Source organism: Candidatus Glassbacteria bacterium (genome assembly GCA_019456185.1).
Classification (GTDB): Bacteria; Gemmatimonadota; Glassbacteria; order GWA2-58-10; family GWA2-58-10; genus JAJRTS01.
Window position 1 is genome coordinate 1 of sequence record VRUH01000068.1, and the last position, 17859, is coordinate 17859.

A 17859-nucleotide genomic window follows, 5' to 3' on the forward strand; every position below is an offset into this window, starting at 1 on the left:
GGTGCAGCACCTGCATCCCGTCCATATCGGGCATCTTGATATCGGTAATCACCAGGTCCGGCAGGCCGTCGTCCTCCATGCACTGCACACCTTCGCGGCCGTCGGACGCCGTCCGGACCTCGTAGCCCTCGGTGCTGAACAGTATTTCCAGCGTGGTCAGCAGCGACTGCTCGTCGTCAATAATCAAGACCTTGCTCACCTGCCGTACTCTCCCGTCTTCTTACCGGCTGTCCCGGCGGTTGGCTTTTCCTGTTGTTGTTGTTTGTCCCGGCCACCAGGTCCGTCGCTGACCCTGGGCATACCGACAGCGAACGCCGCTCCGCCCAGCGGACTTTCATCCAGCACGAAAATCATCCCGCCCATCGAACTCATGATCCTGTGCACCACGGCCAGGCCCAGGCCGAATCCTTCCTTGCGGGTGGAGAAAAAAGGCTCGAAAATCTTCTGCCTGAAATCGCTGTCGATTCCCGGCCCGTCATCGCAGACAGCCACCATGTGCATTCCCCGCCGCTCGGGTAGTCCCTCGGTGCGGCGCTCTGCGCTGCGGATTTCGATCGTGTTCGTTTTCTCGCCATCCCTGCCTGTCACCTGGACCGCATTGATCAACAGGTTGTAGAACACCTGCGACAACGCTCCCGGAGGGGCCGCCACCCGCCAGCGGGCCACCGACGGCGAGACCAGCAGTTCCACTTCACCACGCCAGTCGGGATTATTTGAAACAGCCTGGCGGACCTCTTCGAGCAGGTCACCGAGCCTGATATCCTCCAGCGGACCGCTGTGCCCGCGCGAAAACTGGAGAAACTGGCGAAGCAGTTCCGCCAGGCGGTCGCTCTCCTTCAGCACACACTCCATCAGGCGATCGGTAACCTCGTCCCGGCCGCGTTCGGTTTTCTCGCCGATCAGCTCGATAGCGCTGCGGATAGAGGTCAGGGGGTTCTTTATCTCATGGGCCAGGCTGGCCGCCAGTTCGGCCACGGCCTCCAGCCGGGTGCCGCGCAGTTCCAGCTCTCTTGCTTTCTCCTCGATTGTGATGTCCTCGAACACCAGCGAAACCCCGCGCAGACGGCCGTCGCGGTCTTTCATCACCGACGAGCTGACTCTCAGCGGCACATGCCGCCCGGCGGACACCAGTTCCACCTTGCGGTGAGCGACCATCACGTCGCTCTCAACGGCGAGACGGATAATTTTCGAAATCTCCGGGCAGCCGGCCGCGAACAAGCCCGCGGCCGGCTGCTTGAGGATATAGTCTTCGGGAAGGGCGAGGATTCGTCTGGCGGCCGGATTTACTTCCAGGATTCTACCCGAGGGGTCGCAGGTGATCAGCCCACTGGTGATATTGTGGACGATTTCGCGGTGATCGAGGCGGTACTGGCTCAGAAGATTGCGCGTATCCTCGAGTTCGCTGCCGGTTTTGCGCAGTCTGAGACTCAGGTAGCTGGTGATGGCGGCCACGCAGTAAAACAGGAAAACCTGCAGGCCGACGTTAAGCCAGGTCCAGCGGTCGGCCAGATACAGCACGTTGAACTGGAACGTCTCGGTGAGTGCGAACCCGAGATTAAGGATACGCAGTCCCACGGGGAGATAGGCCACCGAGGCCACCGTGGCGGTGAAAAACGCTCCCGGCCGGAAGCTGAAAATACTGGCGACAGCGATGCTGAGAACGTAGAGCGGGATAAAATTGACGTTGAGCGGCAGGGTGATCAGGTTGACCAGGCTGATCAGGCAGATGTCGAAGAAATACTGGAAGAAACAGTGGACCTCGCTGGCTCCCCTGCCTTTGACCGCCTGCCGGTAAAAGACCGCGCTGACAGCGACCGTGACCAGCGCCACGGCCAGCGGCAGCAGGCGTCCCGCCCCGCTGAAGTAGATAACCACGGCCATGGTGGTGGCCACGAGCGTGACCCGCAGGATCATCCACCACCTGATCAGCAGCCGCGCCGAGAGATGGGGCAGGGACCAGCCAACTCTTCGCAGGCGTGGAATCAGGGACATTTTTCGTGCTCCTGATGCAGGCGATGCGGGTTCAGGGCAATGTATTCCCGTGCGCACTCAAGGTCATGCTGGTTGCGGATAACGTGCTCGAAATAACCGCGCTGCCAGAGAGTACTATTTGAAATTCCTAATTTACGCGCATCTCTTGACACGGCAGATTTAAATGAGCCGATTACCGTACCGAGACTTGGTATTTCGCTTAGTCCAGGGGTTGTCGTAGGGGCGAGGCATGCCTCGCCCGATTCATTCAATTCGAAAAGCAGGATGCCATGAACATGGTCCGGCATGATAATCCACGCATCCAGACTGACACCGGAAAAATGATTCGGGATTGCTAACCAGCGATTTTCGACGAGCCGTCCGATTTTAGAAAGTTCGATTGATCCATTATTCAGAGTACCGAAGAGCCTTTGTTGACGCTCGTTTGCGCAGATTGTGACCCTGTATGCGCCCGGCGAGGAATAATCATAATCCCTCAGACGGATGTTTTTCCTCTGTTTGAAAAAAATATCAGGCATTTTAGCTCCGGTCGAGGCATGCCTCGCCCCTACGACAGAGATCAGACAATGCGCGAGACGAACAGGTAAACTCTCCTTCCAAACTACTCAGTTCATTGTTTCACTCAGGTGGACTAAAACCTTTCCTAACAGCCATATCTTTGTCCCTTTCAGCCAAATCAAGCTTCCCGAGGTTTTTATAAGCTTCACCCCTAAGAAAGTATATCTCACCATCATTAGGGACTGAATTTTAATGCTTCGCTAAAATCATCTGTCGCCGGCTTGAATTCACCCATTTCCAATCGAATTTTTCCTCTTGTCTTTAAAAGTTGCGCATCTTCAGGATTTAATCCTAAGAGATTGTCTATCATGAATATACTGGAACGATTAGCATAATTTCTTTGAGCTTCTTCAGTCGCTTCCTCGCTAAGTTTTCCATTATAAGTTTGGCCCGTAGACAAACACTTCCACTTCTCCCAACGACGCTCCCACATCTCCTTAAAATCCGATCCAGTGGTAAAACCTATAGCTACCAAGTGATGATTGGTATCACCAGTTTCTTTACTGCAATGAATACAAGTACTCATTCTAGATTTTGTCCTTACACCGGTTTCGTTCCGACGGTCAGTGCATCTTGGTGATCAGGTCGAAAATCGGCAGGTACATGGCCACGACCATTCCGCCGACGATAATACCCAGGAAGACAATCATCACCGGCTCCAGGGCCGCGGTCAGCGAATCGACCGCCGTGTCCACCTCTTCCTCGTAAAAATCAGCGATCTTGATCAGCATCGCGTCCAAGCCGCCGGTCTGCTCGCCCACGTTGATCATCTGGATCACCATCGGCGGAAAAACCCCGGCGTCCTTGAGCGGCTTGGTGATTGTTTCTCCGCCGGCGATCGAGACGCGGCTGCCCATGATCGCGTCGTGGACCACCCGGTTGCCGCTGGTGCGGGCGGTGACCTCGAGTCCATGCAGGATCGAAACGCCGCTGGAGATCAGCACACCCAGGGTCCGGGTGAACCTGGCGACCGCGCTCTTGCGGATCAGGTCTCCCAGCACTGGTACGCGCAGCAGGATCGTATCGATTACCAGTTCGCCCTTGTCGGTTTTGTAGTAGCGTTTGAGAGCGACAATCCCGCCGAAGATCAACGCGGCCAGCAGCCACCAGTAGCCGATCAGGAAGTCCGACAGGTTGACCACCACCTGGGTCGGCAGCGGCAGCTCCATGTCCATTTCCTTGAACATCCCGGCGAAAATCGGGATGACGAAGATCAGCAGGATCGTCACGCAGCCGATAGCGGCCGTGAAGACCACCGCCGGATAGATCATCGCGCCCTTGATTTTGCGGATAATCGTGTCGTTCTTTTCCAGATAGTCCGACAGGCGGAGCATGATCTGGTCCAGGATACCGCCCGCCTCGCCCGCCGAGATCATCGAGACGAACAGCTTGGTGAAAATTTTCGGGAATTTTACCAGCGCGTCGGCCAGGGTGTTTCCGCCCTCGACATCCACGCGCACCGAGTTGATCACATCGCGGAATTTCTGGTTTTCGGTCTGCGCTCCCAGGATTCCCAGGCATTGCACCAGCGGCAGGCCGCTGTCGATCATCGTGGCGAACTGGCGGCTGAAAAGCACGATATCGCGAGTTTTGATTCTGCCGCCCAGACTGAGCTTGATTTCCTTGGGCTTTTCGTTAACGCTGACCACGATCAGGCGCTTGCGGCGCAGGTAGCCGATCACTTCCTGGGGCGTGGTGGCGGTCAGCTCTCCGTTGTGCATTTCGCCCCTGGGCGTGCGGGCTTTCCAGTTAAATACCGGCATTGCAGCACCTCCGCTCTTCAGATACTAAGTTTGGGACCACTGTCATCTTCCTCGAGAGTCCCGCCCTCGGCGAGTTTTTCCATCTTGATTTTCAGCCTGAGGTCGTTGGCGCTGTCGGCGTTGGCTATAGCGTCCTCCAAGGTGATCCGCCCTTCCTTGTACAGCTTGAGCAGGGCCTGGTCGAACGTCTGCATACCATCCTGGCTGCTGGCCTCCATCGCATCCTTGAGCACGCCGATCTCGCCCTTGAGGATCAGGTCCTTGATCCTGGGGGAGTCGAGCAGGATCTCCACCGCGGCGGCCCGTTTCCCGTCCACCGTGCGCACCAGCCGCTGGCTGATAATCGAGCGCAGGTTCAGGGAGAGCTGCATGTAGATCTGCGGATGGCGCTCCTCGGGGAAGAAGTTCATCACCCGCTCGATAGCCTGGTTGGCGTTGTTGGCATGCAGGGTGCCCAGGCAGAGATGGCCGGTTTCGGCGAACTCGATTGCGTGCTCCATCGTTTCCGTGTCGCGGATTTCACCGACCAGGATCACATCGGGCGCCTGGCGCAGGGTATTTTTCAGCGCGGCCTTGAACGTGTGGGTATCCATCCCCACCTCGCGCTGGGTGATCACGCTTTTCTTGTGCTGATGGACAAACTCCACCGGGTCCTCGATAGTGATGATATGCCCGTCGGAAGTGGTGTTGCGGTAATCGATCATCGCCGCCAGGCTGGTGCTCTTACCGCTGCCGGTGGCTCCGACCACCAGGACCAGCCCGCGCTTGGTCTTGATGATGGTTTTGAGGATTTCCGGCAGCTTGAGCTCGTCGAGCGTGAGGATCCTGAGCTTGATCTGCCGGATCACCATCCCCACCTGGCCGCGCTGCTTGAAGATGTTGACCCGGAAGCGGCCCAGGTCGTCGTAGGCCAGCGCCAGGTTCATCTCGAAGGTTTCGAGGAACTCTTTCTTCTGCTTGTCGTTCATGATCGCAGCGGCCATGCGTGCGGTGGTCTCGCCGCCGAGCTTTTCCTCGCCCATCGGGCTGGTAACGCCCTCGACGCGGAACATCGGCGGGCAGCCCTCGGTGATATAGATATCCGAGGCGTCGTTATCCACCATGTATTTCAGCAGGCCCTTGAATTCCATCAGCCACCTCCCGGTGTACGATCATGCGTTAGCAGGCAACAAAGGGGACACACCCCGGCCCCGCGTGGCGTGCCCCCCTTTTTCAGTTTCCTGACCGGTCTTAAAATTCGCGGTTAAACAACTCCGGATCGGAGATGTAGAGCTCCGCGTCCTCTTTCTTGATAACTCCCTTGTGCACCAGTTCTTTCAGGTGCTGGTCCAGGGTCTGCATGCCCCATTTCTGGCCGGTCTGCAGCGCCGAGGGCAATTGGGCCACTTTTCCCTCGCGGATCAGGTTGCGCACCGCCGGCGTACCGATCATGATTTCCAGCGCGGCCACCCGGCCCTTGCCGTCCTTCTTGCGCAGCAGCACCTGGCTGACCACCGCCCGGCAGCTCTCGGCGAACATGGTCCTGATCTGCGCCTGCTCGCCGGCGGGGAACACGTCCACGATCCGGTCGATCGTTTTCGGGGCGCTGGAGGTGTGCAGGGTACCGAACACCAGGTGGCCGGTCTCGGCGGCTGTCAGCGCCAGGGAGATCGTTTCCAGGTCGCGCATCTCGCCAACCAGGATCACGTCCGGGTCCTCGCGCAGCGCCCCGCGAAGAGCATTGGCGAACGAGTGCGTATGCGGCCCCACCTCGCGCTGATTGATCAGGCAGTTCTTGCTCTTGTGCACGAACTCGATCGGGTCCTCGATAGTCAGAATATGCCCGTGGCGCTCATTGTTGATCAGGTCGACAATCGCCGCCAGGGTGGTGCTCTTCCCGCTGCCGGTAGGTCCGGTAACCAGCACGATCCCTTTCTCGAGCTTGGCGAAATTACGCATGGTCCCGGGCAGGCCCAGCTTGTCGAAACTCAGCACCTCGCTGGGGATCGTGCGGAACACCGCCGCCTCGCCGCGGTGCTGCATGAACACGTTGACCCGGAAACGGGCGACATCGCCAAGCTCCATGCTGAAATCCAGATCGTGGGTCTCCTCGAAAATCTTGCGCTGACGGTCGTTGAGGATGTCGTAGATCATCGCGTGGATTTCTTTTTTGTCCATCGGCGGGACTTTGACCGGAGTCATTATCCCGTTGACCCTGATCCTGGGAGGCTCGCCGGCGCTGAGATGGGTATCGGAGGCGCCCTGCTTGTGGGCGAAAAGGAGGAGTTCGGCTATGTCCATTCTGTCTCCGGACCTTTGCAGATGTAAGACGTGACCGGTTTTCGCACAGGCATCCCGTGCGGATTCAGCAACAACCCCTAATCCGCACACGCAGCACCTGCGCCAGCACCGTTTCCCGATCTCCCTGAGACCGGTGCAGAATACCTGATTGTATACCGGGCCGGGTTCTTTGTCAAGTTTGCTCCCGCCGGCTTTGCCTCTGCAACGAGTGAGCGGCGGACAGAGATCCAGGCTGTGGACGCGCTGATTTTGGAGGCGCCCCCGCAGGCCGCGCCGCAAAACTAAAACTGTTTGATTTAATCGAACTAAATTGTATATTTTTCAAGAGATGGAAAACTATCGGCCATACGAGTCCAACCGCTGCAGCATGCACCACGAGCGCCCCGCCGAAAGCCAGTGCGCCGGCTGTGGAGAGTTTTTCTGCGGCGAATGCCTGGAAAGCCACGGCAACTGCCCGGCCTGCAGCAACGCCGCCGAGCGGTTTCTGGAGGGTTTCAGCACGGCGCTTACTCGCTGGGAGAGCGGATTGCGCGATCCGAATCTCGCCAGCGGCGAACAACCGGGAAACAGAAGCGGGAAAAAATATTCCTGGACGCGGATCGCCGTTTTTCTGCTGCTGGGGTCGTTCGTGGCCTATATCGCCTATTTCCTGAGCGACTATAACCTGAACATGGGCAGGCTGTATCTGGAACAGGGCAACTACCCCAAAGCTCTCCAGTATTTTGAAAACTCGCTGGCCAACGATCCGGGCAACTCGGGGCTGCATTTCGCTCTCGGCGATCTGAATTACCAGCTTGGCGACATGGAAGCCGCGATAGATCAGTACCGCGACTGCCTGACAATCGACAGCACGCACGCCTCGGCCATGAACAATCTGGCCTGGGTTTACACCCAACTGGATATCGAACTGGAAGAGGCGCTGGAGCTAAGCAGTCGGGCGGTGGAGATGGAACCGGAAAACCCGGTTTTCCTCGACACGCTGGCCGAAGTATATTATCTGAGGAAGGAGTACTACCGGGCCCTGACATTCATGCGCAAGGCGGTTGAGCAGGACCCGCCGGATATCGAGTATTATCTGGGCAGGCTGGGAAAAATCAAAAAACTGGCCTATGGCGAGGGACGGTTTCTCGAAGTATAAGCCGCCTCATCAACGGGCTGTGGCAAAACGAATCAGGAGGGAATGATGACTGAGCAGAACAACGATTTGCAGACCAGGGTCGAGCAGGTGATCGCCAATGTCCGCGGCTACCTTCAGGCCGACGGCGGAGATATCGAATTGGTGGAGATCACCGACGACAACGTGGTGATGGTCACACTCAAGGGAGCCTGCAGCGGCTGCCCCGGTGCGGCCCAGACTCTTAAAATGGGCGTGGAGCGCGTGATGCGCCAGGCTGTCCCCGAGATCAAGTCCGTCGAATCTGTCTGAGCTCGTTTTTACGCTTCAACACCGCCGGCGCTCCGTGCTCCCGGAGACCGGCGCTAACCGGATGGAGTAAAGATTATGGCCCGGCAGTTCACGGAATCGATGACCCTGGCCGAAGTCGCCAAAACCAGCCCCAGGGCCAGGAAGATTGTTGAAAAATATTTCGGCAAGGACTGTTTCTCCTGTCCGAGTTTCAGCGGAGAACCCCTGTTCATGGGCGCACGGATGCATGCGGTCGAGCTTGAAACAGTGCTTAAGGAGCTGAACAAGGTCCACTGAAGCCAGCCGGTATGAGGCATGATAATTTAGCACCGCCATTTCTAACCCCGGGGCCCGGCCCCGCACTTCCGCACCAGGATTATGGGACACGACGCGCAACAGGAAAAGACCGCCGGCGATACAGCCAGGCGGAAACCGGACCGCAGGCTGGGCGATGAATGGGCCGACTGGGACGGGCATCTCGACGGTGAACCGGCGGTGCTCGACGAGGACCGGCGGGTGTTTATCGGCTTCGCCTTCCTCTGCCTCGTGGTGCTGATCGCCGCGCTTGGCGCGTTTTTCTACATGATCTATCCCCGGCTGGAAGGCTGGCACGAATACCTGGCCCAGGGTGTGATGGCCACGCTGGGCGCGTTCTCCCTGGCGGTCCTGCTCTGGTTCTCCTCGATCGCTTTCCCCCTGCTGACCGGCATCCGCCTGCCGTGGCGGATGGATTCCGTGCAGAAATCGATGAACCTGCTCATACCCCTGACTATCAGGCTGGGCAGGACGTTCGGGATCAGCCGCGACAGGATGGGCAACTCGTTTATCAAGGTCAGCAACGCCCTGGTGCGCGGCGCGAGGATCAACACCGATTCCGGCCCCCTGCTGATGCTGCTGCCGCGCTGTCTGGCGCCCCAGGTGCGGAAACAGATCCAAGCCCTGGGCGAGCGCTACGAGTGCCTGGTCCACGTTGTCCCCGGCGGCGAACTGGCCCGCAAACTGATCCACGAAAACCGTCCCAGCCGGATAATCGCAGTCGCCTGCGAACGGGACCTTGTCAGCGGCATCCAGGACATGGCCCCGATCATCCCCACTTACGCCGTACCCAACTGCAGGCCCGAGGGACCCTGCAAGAACACAGTGGTCGATATGGAGAAGATGGAGGAAGCGATGATCCTGTTCAGCCCGCGCCGCCGCGACTGACACTCTCTGCCACCCACTGCCCTCCCGCTTGTTTACGGCCCCAACAGACGAGACCCAGGTGGATACAATCGAAATCTCCGGCGCGCGTCAGCACAACCTGAAAAATATCGACCTGCGCCTGCCCCGCAAGCAACTGGTTGTAATCACGGGGCTTTCCGGCTCGGGTAAGAGTTCGCTGGTGTTCGACACGATCTACCAGGAGAGCCGTCGACGGTTCCTGGAAACCCTGCCGACCTATGTGCTCCAGTTCATGGAACGTATCCCCCGTCCCGATGTCGACGAGATAACGGGACTCAGCCCCGCGGTGGCTGTCGAGCAGCGCAACCCGGTCAATACGGCCCGCTCCACTGTCGGCACGATCACCGAAATCTACGATTACCTTCGCCTGCTCTACTCCCGCTGCGCCAGCACTGTCTGCCCGGGGTGCGGGGGCGAGGTCGGCCCGGACTCGGCCGAGAGCGCCGCCGACGAGCTGCTCTCAGCCCACACTGGCCACAGAGCGATAATCCTCTTCAAACCGCTGCGCTCGGATAAGGTGGATTCGGCCACCCTGCGCGAGAACCTGCTGGCGATGGGCTTTATCCGGGCGATGACCCCGGGGAGAGACGGGACTGTCCGGCTCGACGAAGCCGAGGCGGAGAATTTCCTGGCCCCGGGCGGCGAGTTCAGCGTCGTTGTCGACCGGCTGAAAATATCCCCTGAAACCAGGGGCAGGCTCAACGAGGCCCTGGCTGCTGCATTGGCCCACGGCGAGGGAGCCTGTTCAGCGCTGCTGGAAACCGGCGAGGGATCAGTCGATAAAAAATTCTCCCAGCGGTTTCACTGCGCCGGCTGCGATACGTATTTCCCCGAGCCGACCCCGAATTTCTTCTCGTTCAACAACCCCTACGGGGCCTGCCCGCTCTGCCGCGGGTTCGGCAATCTGCTGGAGTACGACCTCAACCTGGTTGTCCCGGACCATGGCCGCTGTGTGGCCACCGGCGCGCTGGACCCCTGGACCAAGCCGCGCTACACCGGGCGGCGGGAAGAGTTGAATTCGTTCTGCCGCCGGGAAGGGATTCCCCTCCGCACCCCCTGGCGCGACCTCGACCAGAGCGACCGGGACAAGCTGTTATACGGCCACGCCGGATTCCAGGGCGTGTTCCCGTTCCTGAGAGCGCTGGAGAGCAAGAAATACAAACAGTACATCCGCTTCTTCCTGCGCTCCTACCAGAGCGAGCGAACCTGCCCGGATTGCGGCGGCAGCCGGTTACGTCGGGAAACAGGCAACGTGATCCTGGCCGGACGTACGGTGTACGAGCTGATATCGATGAGCGTGGAGGCGCTGCGGACGCATTTTGCCGGGCTGGACGAGTTACGGGATAACGCGGCCGCGGCCGAACTGCTGGCCAAAATATCCGGGCGGCTGGATTTCATGCTCGAGGTCGGGCTGGGCTACCTCACTCTTTCGCGCCTGACCCGTACGCTCTCCGGCGGAGAGTATCAGCGGATCATGCTCACCCGCCTGCTCGGCAGCGGACTGACCGACACGCTGTTCGTGCTCGACGAACCCACAATCGGCCTGCACCAGCGCGACACCGACCGTCTGATCCGGGTGCTGCGCGAACTGGTGGACTCGGGCAACAGCCTGCTGGTTGTGGAGCATGACACCAGCGTGATTTCCAGCGCCGACCACGTGGTCGAACTCGGCCCCGGCAGCGGGGAGCACGGGGGGCGGGTGCTGTTCTCCGGCCCTGCCGATGAGTTTGTCCACCAGGATACGGCCACTGCCCGTTCGCTGGAACAGGCCGCCGATCTGTTCCTGTTCACATCCGGGCGCGTGCCGAAAAAATTCTTCTCGCTAACCGGCGCCACCCTGCACAACCTGGCCGGCGAGCGGGCTGAGTTCGCCCTCGGCGCGTTCAACTGCGTGACCGGTGTGAGCGGCAGCGGCAAAAGTTCGCTGGTCGCGGGCGTGCTGGTCCCGTGCCTGGAACGGATTATCCGCGGGGAACAACCGGTGGGCGAGGGGACGGAGGGGCTGCGGATCGAGGGCGCCGGGCAGCTGGAAAGCGTGGTGATGGTCGATCAGACGCCGATCGGCAGGACTCCGCGCTCGAACCCGGTGACCTATATCAAGGCGTTCGACCATATCCGCAAGCTGTTCGCCGCCACCCGGGCCGCCTCGAAACTGGGCCTCAGCGCCGGTTCGTTCTCGTTCAACACCGCCGGGGGACGCTGTGAGCGCTGCAAGGGGGCCGGTTACGAGCTGGTGGACATGCAGTTCATGGCCGACGTGATGGTGCCCTGCGAGGAATGCGGCGGCAAGCGGTTCTCATCGCGGACACTGGCCGTGCGCTACAGGGGTCTGAATATCCACGATGTGCTCGGGATGACTGTCAACGAGGCGATGGGCTTTTTCAAGGATCACTCCCCGCTGGGCAAGCAGCTGTGGCTGCTCCAGTCGGTGGGCCTGGGTTACCTGTCCATGGGCCAGAGCGCCACCACTCTTTCCGGCGGCGAGAGCCAGCGGCTGAAAATCGCCCGCGAGATCGGTCGCGGGACCCGCGGAAAAGCCCGCCGGGGACGGCTGTTCGTGCTGGACGAGCCGACAACCGGCTTGCACCTCACCGAAGTCCGCCGTCTGCTCAAAGTGCTCGACAGGCTGATCGAGTCCGGCCATACCATACTGGTGGTGGAACATCACCCGGCCGTAATCGCTCGCGCCGACTGGATCGTGGACCTCGGGCCCGAGGGAGGCGATGGCGGCGGGCATGTGGTCGCCCAGGGACCGCCGTCGAAAATAGCCGCCTGCGCCGCCAGCCATACCGGAAGAATGCTGGCGGGCGGGAGACGGAAAATCTCGCGCGGGGCCGGAAGCTGCGGCTGAGAGATTATTAAGGGTCTTGACAGAACAGGTTTACGAAATAATTATCAATTACGAATGAATTTTTCCACCCCTCGACCGTCAAAACAAGTGGCGAAAACTTTAACCCCGCCCGGCCCAAGCCGATCAATCGACCGCCAAGGAGCCTGAAATGAAACTCGTCAGAATCATGATCGCCGCGCTTGTGGTGTTCGCCTTGCCGCTGCCGGCCCAGTTGGATGATGAGCAGGTGCCGGACGATTACGAGGGGCTGCTGGGGCGTAACGACATTACGGCCACCATGCGGGGCGGGGATATCGAAATTACGGTCACCGCGATGGACGAGAGTATTATCAGCTACGCGACTGTCGAGATGCGCGGCTACCTGCGCAAGCTGAAAGAGAACCACCTCGACGATCCCTTCGTGTTCGACCCCAACAGCAAGGACCGGCCGATTCCGTTCCTGGTATATTTCCGCGCTCTGGGACAGGAAGTGCGCTACGAACCCCAGGAAGTGATAATCTACAGCTACGGCTCCAAGTACAGCCCGCTCGATATTATTCCGGTATCGCCCGGTTTCAATGACCGGGTGGCCTATATCCGTGAGCCGCCGGTGAGCGCGATTTACCTGTTTGACCGCGCAATCGACCTCAACAGCCGTGAGCTGTCGATAGTTTATTTCAACTCGCTGTCGTTCAATAACTGGCTGCGCGTGATTGAAAGGCTCAACGAGGCGAAGGAACACTACGAGGTGTTCCGTACCCGCAACCGGGACAACTGACTCAACCGGGAGCCGTACACGCCGTCCCGGCTTGCGCGGGATCACAGGTCCACGGATTATTGATTTGCAGAACCGAACCGGGCGGCATACCCTGCCGCCCGGTATTTTATCTGTATCTTTAAAGAACCAGGCTGAATCAATAATTATGCCGGATCGGATTCCCAGAAAAAGCGGGCGGCTCACGCTGGAAAGTCCCGCCCGGACCCGCGAGCTTGCTTCACGGATGGCCGTCGCTCTCACTACCGGGGGCACGATCGCATTCTACGGCGGCCTGGGCAGCGGCAAGACAACTTTCATTCAGGCCCTGGCCGGAGCGCTGGACTGCCGGGGCCTGGTCAGCAGCCCTACTTACACGATAATCAACCGTTACGACTGCGGCCGCATGCCGCTGATCCACGTGGATTGCTACCGTATCCGCGAAGAGGATGAACTGTGGGACACCGGCCTGGCAGAAATGTTCGCTCCCGACGTGCTGGTCTGTATCGAGTGGTCTGAAAAAGCCGCCGGAATTCTGCCGCCCGACCGGGTGGAAATAACGCTCAAAACGGCGGGCCGCGACCGCCGTGATGCGACATTCGGAATATTCGGCGGGCTCTGGCCTGCTCTGGATAACATTTTCGACGAATTCAGCGGTGATATGTGACATGGAACCCGTTCAACTAAACGGTCCCCTGCTCTGCATCGACACCTCGATACCTGTCGGCTCGGTGGCCCTTGCCGGTCAGGACTCACCGGAGGACTGGCCCACGCATACCGGGTCTATCTCGCGGGCGGAGAACCTGTTTCCGGTTATCCGGGAACTGCTGGACGAGTACGGCCTGGAGCCCGCCGGGCTGGGAGGCGTGGCGGTGGCAAGCGGCCCCGGCTCGTTTACCGGCCTCAGGATCGCGGCCAGCACGGCAAAAACCCTTGCCTGGACTTTGGGCAAGCCGTTGTTTGCCGCCGGCAGTCTGCTCTGCCAGGCCAACCGCGCCGCCACCTCCGGCCTGCCGGTTTGCGCGGCATTCGACGCCGGCCGCGGGGAATTCTATGCAGCCTGCTTCCGCTGGCGGGATACGGCCGACGCTCCCGAGGAATTACTGAACCCTGGCGCCTGGGACCTCGATTCGCTCTGCCGCCGGTTGGTTTCACTGTGCACAGGCGGCAAAGTTATTATGCTCGGCCAGGGTTATCTAAACAGACGCGCCGAGCTGGACGAGAAGCTGTCAGAACTGCTCGAAGCAGCCGACGACTGTCTGCATGAACCGGACGCCCGCTCCCTAGGACAACTGGTTTTGGCCGCTCCCGAACGCTACCTGGTGGATCGAATCGGGACGTTCGAGCCTGACTATATCAGGGTCGGCCAGGTCGGTCTGAGGCTTGGATAATTATGCCGCCAAAAGAATCCCGGCAGCGCCGCAAGCTGAAAGTCAAAGTGGTCCCGCTGGCCATGGAACATCTGGACGCGGTGATGGAAATCGAACAGGAGGCGTTCACAACTCCCTGGCTGCGTGATTCTTTTGTCAAGCTGCTGGAAAACCCGGCGACGATCAATTTCGTTGCGCTTAACGCGGGCCGCGTGGTCGGTTACAGTTGCACCTGGTTCGTAATTGATTCGGCGGAGCTGGGCAATATCGCAGTTTCTTCCGCCTGCCAGGGCCAGGGAGTCGGCCGCTGTCTGATGGACATCACCATGCGCGCCTGTCGCAGGCAGAATGTTGAATCGCTGTTCCTCGAGGTACGCTCGTCCAACAGTCGGGCGGTCGAACTGTACGAACACTACGGATTCAGCTCCATCGGGCTGCGGCCCGGTTACTATTCCGACCCGCGGGAAGACGCGCTGATAATGAAGCTGAAACTATGACTTGACCACCTTTTACGCCTTATAGCTTGACTTAATCTTCCCGCAGGTTTTAAATTATCTTTTCGATTTTGAAAATGCTTTTCCGGTCGGCCGGTGATTGACAGCGGGCCGCGAGTTCAGCCCTGGAGGCGGTTTGTCCTGGTTCCGCAAGGAAAAAAGAGGTCCGAAAGTCCAGCCCAAGAAAGTGATCCCGGACGATATCTGGATCAAATGCGAGGCCTGCGGGGAGACTCTGTATAAAAAAGAGGTCGAGTCTAACCTGAATGTCTGCACGCGCTGCAATTTCCACTATGGGCTGACTCCCAAGCAGTACGTCGATCTGTTGCTTGATCCGGGGACATTCCGCGAGCACGACAGCCAGATCGGCAGCGTGGACACGCTTAAATTCGTCGACCGCAAGAAATACACCGAGCGGCTGGACCAGATGATGAAGAAAACCGGCCGCAAGGAAGCCCTGGTTGCCGGCAGCGGGAAAATGGACAAGGTCAAGGTCCAGTTGAGCCTGATGGACTTCTCGTTTATCGGCGGCAGCATGGGCAGCGTGGTGGGTGAAAAAATCGCCCGCTCGATCCGTCGCTCCCTGGACGGCCGCCAGCCGCTGATCGTTGTCTCCCGCAGCGGCGGAGCACGGATGATGGAGGGTATTTTCTCGCTGATGCAGATGGCCAAGACCAGCGCCTATCTGGGACAGATGCGCGAAGAAAGTATCCCCTATGTCTCGATCATGGCCCATCCCACAACCGGCGGTGTCACCGCCAGCTTTTCGATGCTGGGAGATGTCAATATCTCGGAGCCGGGCGCACTGATCGGCTTTGCCGGGCCGCGCGTGATCAAGCAGACCATTCGCCAGGACCTGCCCGAGGGTTTCCAGCGGGCCGAGTTCCTGCTCGAACACGGGATACTCGACATGGTGGTTCACCGTCGCGAGATGCGTGACACGGTGATCCGGCTGCTGCACTTCATGATCGACTGACAGGCCGGTTGCGGCCTCCCTTCCCCGTACGAATCATGCTGATAGGACTGACATCGCGCAACGCCGCCGGCAAGGACGAGGTGGCCGATTACCTGGCCGAGCGCCACGGGTTCGCCAGGTTCAGCCTGTCCGATGTGCTGCGCGTAGAACTGGAGCGGGCCGGCAAACCGATAACCCGCGAGAACCTGACTGCCGAGGGCAACCGCCTTCGCGCCGAACGCGGACCGGGCGCGCTGGCCGAGCTGGCCCTGGCCGGTCTGGAGGGCAGGGAACGGGCGGTGGTGATCAGCATCCGTAACCCCGGCGAGGTTGAAACCCTGCGTCAGCGAGACGATTTCGTGCTGTGGGGCGTGGACGCTCCGGTGGGAACCCGTTTCCGCCGGGCGCACAAACGCCGCCGTCCCGACGACCCCTTGACCCTGGAGCAGTTCATCCGCCAGGAACAGGCCGAACTCGAAGGCAGCGGGACCGAGCAGCAACTGGACCGCGTGTTCGGGATGAGCGATGTCGTGATCGAAAACGACGGCACAATCGAGGAGCTGCACCGCAAAGTGGAGGAACTGCTGTGAGCCGCCCGAGCTGGGACCGTTATTTTCTCAAGATGTCGATGTTGATCAGCGAGCGCTCCACCTGCCTCCGCCATCACGTGGGTGCGGTCCTGGTGCGCGAGCGCAGGGTGCTTTCCACCGGCTACAACGGGGCGGCCAGCAGACTCAAGGACTGCCTGGAGCTGGGCTGCCTGCGTGATGAGCAGAAAATCGACTCCGGTACGCGCCACGAGGTCTGCCGTGCGATCCACGCCGAGCAGAACGCGATTATCCAGGCCGGACAGCACGGAGTCGGTATCGCCGGGGCAACGATGTACTGCACCCACAGTCCCTGCCTGATCTGCGCCAAGATGATAGTCAACGCCGGCGTAGAACGGGTGGTGAGTTTCACCCCCTACGACGATTCCAATTCGCCGGAGCTGTTCGCTGAGGCCGGTACTGTCTGCGATGTGCTGGACAAGCCCGATCCGGAAATAAAGTTCAAACCCTGAAGACCGCACGAAAGTAGCAGTTTCGCGATCGTGCCCGATACGCCGTTCCAATGCGCATTGGGCGTTTTTTTTAATGCCGGAGTATTCTGCCAGATGGAACGTCCCGAATTTCAACCGGCTGTCTCCGTGGAGGCCGCACTCGGCTCCGGCCCGCTGACCGGCAGGCTGTTCAGGATCGCCGTGCCGCTGATTTTCAACCAGGGTTCGGTGATCCTGATGATGTTCGTGGACCGGATGTTTCTCTCGTGGTACGGCACCGACGAGATCTCCGCGGTCTGGCCGGCGACTTTCCTCTACATGGCTTGCGCCACGCTCTTTTACGGAGTGACCGCCTTTATCAACATCTACGTGGCCCAGTATCACGGGGCAGGCAACAAGAAGATGTGCTCGGCCACTGTCTGGCAGGGAGCCTACCTGGCGCTGGGAGCGTACCTGCTCCTGCTGCTTGTCATTCCGCTCGGACGGCAGAGTTTCACCTGGTTCGGCCACCGCCCCGAGATAGCCGGTCTGGAACGGACATATTTCACGGTAATGATGTGCGCGGCCGTGATGCCGATGATGAACAACAATTTCGCCTCGTTTTTCACCGGCCGCGGCCTGACCCATATCACGATGCTCAGCAACGTCACCGGCAACGCGATCAATATTTTCCTGGACTGGGTGCTGATCTTCGGACATCTCGGCGCGCCGCGGCTGGGCATTTTCGGCGCGGCCCTGGCCACGGCGGTCAGCTCGGCCGTACCGCCGGCGATCATGTTCGCCCTGTTCCTCAAACCAGGCTACCAGGCCGACTACGATACCCGCGGCCAGCGCAGGGTTCGTCCCGGACTGCTGAAAAAATTCCTCAAGCTCGGCCTGCCCTCCGGCATCCACGACCTGACCTATTATCTCGCCGTCGCGCTGTTTTTCATGTTCATGGGCAGGGCCCTGCCCGAGTCGCTGGCGGCCAACAATATCGCCTGGTCGATCAACGAGTTGCTGACAGTCTATATCCACGGGCTGACCCTGGCCAACACCACTCTGCTGGCCCAGTGTATCGGCGCGGGGCGGCAGGAGGAGGGCGAGCGGCTGACTTACCTGGTGCTGAAAATCCTGCTGGGAATGGCGCTGGTGGTCGGCGCGGTCTACGTGCTGTTCGGCGAGGATATTTTCTGGCTGTTCCGTCCGCGGGTGACCG

Annotated in this window: 20 protein-coding genes; 13 read left to right on the forward strand and 7 right to left on the reverse strand. The window is 59.8% G+C overall.

Annotated elements, in window-relative coordinates; genetic code table 11:
* The 7 genes from FVQ81_16335 to FVQ81_16365 all read right to left on the reverse strand — a co-directional run.
* Positions 1–199, reverse strand: a 199-nt coding sequence (locus tag FVQ81_16335; protein MBW7998101.1) for a response regulator, incomplete at its 3' end; no start/stop codon positions are given.
* A complete protein-coding gene (locus FVQ81_16340) occupies positions 196–1992 on the reverse strand; it encodes a PAS domain-containing protein (protein MBW7998102.1) in 1797 nt (598 codons plus the stop codon). The genes FVQ81_16340 and FVQ81_16335, both read right to left, overlap by 4 nt.
* A complete protein-coding gene (locus FVQ81_16345; GenBank protein ID MBW7998103.1) occupies positions 1983–2510 on the reverse strand; it encodes a transposase in 528 nt (175 codons plus the stop codon). The genes FVQ81_16340 and FVQ81_16345 overlap by 10 nt, the downstream gene beginning before the upstream one ends.
* A 215-nt stretch (positions 2511–2725) precedes the next feature.
* On the reverse strand, positions 2726–3076 hold the full coding sequence (locus tag FVQ81_16350) for a hypothetical protein (protein ID MBW7998104.1): 351 nt from the start codon (positions 3074–3076) through the stop codon (positions 2726–2728).
* Between the two features lie 37 nt (positions 3077–3113).
* Positions 3114–4313 carry a type II secretion system F family protein gene (locus tag FVQ81_16355; GenBank protein ID MBW7998105.1) on the reverse strand — a complete coding sequence of 400 codons (1200 nt, stop codon included), beginning with the start codon at positions 4311–4313 and terminating at the stop codon, positions 3114–3116.
* Positions 4314–4330: 17 nt separating this feature from the next.
* Positions 4331–5443: a PilT/PilU family type 4a pilus ATPase gene (locus tag FVQ81_16360; GenBank protein ID MBW7998106.1), complete on the reverse strand. Its 1113-nt coding sequence runs from the start codon at positions 5441–5443 to the stop codon at positions 4331–4333.
* A 100-nt stretch (positions 5444–5543) separates the two neighbouring features.
* Positions 5544–6593 carry a type IV pilus twitching motility protein PilT gene (locus FVQ81_16365; GenBank protein MBW7998107.1) on the reverse strand — a complete coding sequence of 350 codons (1050 nt, stop codon included), beginning with the start codon at positions 6591–6593 and terminating at the stop codon, positions 5544–5546.
* Positions 6594–6921: 328 nt separating this feature from the next.
* Between FVQ81_16365 and FVQ81_16370 the strand changes: the two genes are divergently transcribed.
* The 13 genes from FVQ81_16370 to FVQ81_16430 all read left to right on the forward strand — a co-directional run.
* Positions 6922–7731: a tetratricopeptide repeat protein gene (locus FVQ81_16370; protein ID MBW7998108.1), complete on the forward strand. Its 810-nt coding sequence runs from the start codon at positions 6922–6924 to the stop codon at positions 7729–7731.
* A gap of 66 nt (positions 7732–7797) precedes the next feature.
* Positions 7798–8019, forward strand: a complete 222-nt coding sequence (locus tag FVQ81_16375; protein ID MBW7998109.1) for a NifU family protein — start codon at positions 7798–7800, stop codon at positions 8017–8019.
* Positions 8020–8094: 75 nt separating this feature from the next.
* Positions 8095–8295 (forward strand): DUF1858 domain-containing protein, encoded by a 201-nt coding sequence (locus FVQ81_16380; GenBank protein ID MBW7998110.1) that lies wholly within the window; start codon positions 8095–8097, stop codon positions 8293–8295.
* Between the two features lie 81 nt (positions 8296–8376).
* Complete coding sequence (locus FVQ81_16385; protein ID MBW7998111.1) at positions 8377–9201, forward strand: DUF116 domain-containing protein; 825 nt, start codon at positions 8377–8379, stop codon at positions 9199–9201.
* A 16-nt stretch (positions 9202–9217) separates the two neighbouring features.
* The gene (uvrA, locus tag FVQ81_16390) at positions 9218–12070 is read left to right on the forward strand and encodes an excinuclease ABC subunit A (GenBank protein ID MBW7998112.1); all 2853 of its coding nucleotides are present in this window, start codon (positions 9218–9220) and stop codon (positions 12068–12070) included.
* A 148-nt stretch (positions 12071–12218) separates the two neighbouring features.
* Positions 12219–12827 (forward strand): hypothetical protein, encoded by a 609-nt coding sequence (locus FVQ81_16395; GenBank protein ID MBW7998113.1) that lies wholly within the window; start codon positions 12219–12221, stop codon positions 12825–12827.
* 145 nt (positions 12828–12972) lie between these two features.
* Positions 12973–13470, forward strand: a complete 498-nt coding sequence (gene tsaE / locus FVQ81_16400) for a tRNA (adenosine(37)-N6)-threonylcarbamoyltransferase complex ATPase subunit type 1 TsaE (protein MBW7998114.1) — start codon at positions 12973–12975, stop codon at positions 13468–13470.
* Positions 13394–14194: a tRNA (adenosine(37)-N6)-threonylcarbamoyltransferase complex dimerization subunit type 1 TsaB gene (gene tsaB, locus FVQ81_16405; GenBank protein MBW7998115.1), complete on the forward strand. Its 801-nt coding sequence runs from the start codon at positions 13394–13396 to the stop codon at positions 14192–14194. Before tsaE ends, tsaB begins: the two co-directional genes overlap by 77 nt.
* Positions 14195–14196: 2 nt before the next feature.
* Complete coding sequence (gene rimI, locus FVQ81_16410) at positions 14197–14670, forward strand: ribosomal-protein-alanine N-acetyltransferase (protein ID MBW7998116.1); 474 nt, start codon at positions 14197–14199, stop codon at positions 14668–14670.
* A 133-nt stretch (positions 14671–14803) separates the two neighbouring features.
* The gene (locus FVQ81_16415) at positions 14804–15643 is read left to right on the forward strand and encodes an acetyl-CoA carboxylase carboxyltransferase subunit beta (protein MBW7998117.1); all 840 of its coding nucleotides are present in this window, start codon (positions 14804–14806) and stop codon (positions 15641–15643) included.
* Between the two features lie 35 nt (positions 15644–15678).
* Entirely contained in the window at positions 15679–16212 is a 534-nt protein-coding gene (locus FVQ81_16420) for a hypothetical protein (GenBank protein MBW7998118.1), read from the forward strand.
* Positions 16209–16682 carry a cytidine deaminase gene (locus FVQ81_16425; protein ID MBW7998119.1) on the forward strand — a complete coding sequence of 158 codons (474 nt, stop codon included), beginning with the start codon at positions 16209–16211 and terminating at the stop codon, positions 16680–16682. The genes FVQ81_16420 and FVQ81_16425 overlap by 4 nt, the downstream gene beginning before the upstream one ends.
* A gap of 93 nt (positions 16683–16775) precedes the next feature.
* Positions 16776–17859, forward strand: a 1084-nt coding sequence (locus FVQ81_16430; GenBank protein MBW7998120.1) for an MATE family efflux transporter, incomplete at its 3' end; no start/stop codon positions are given.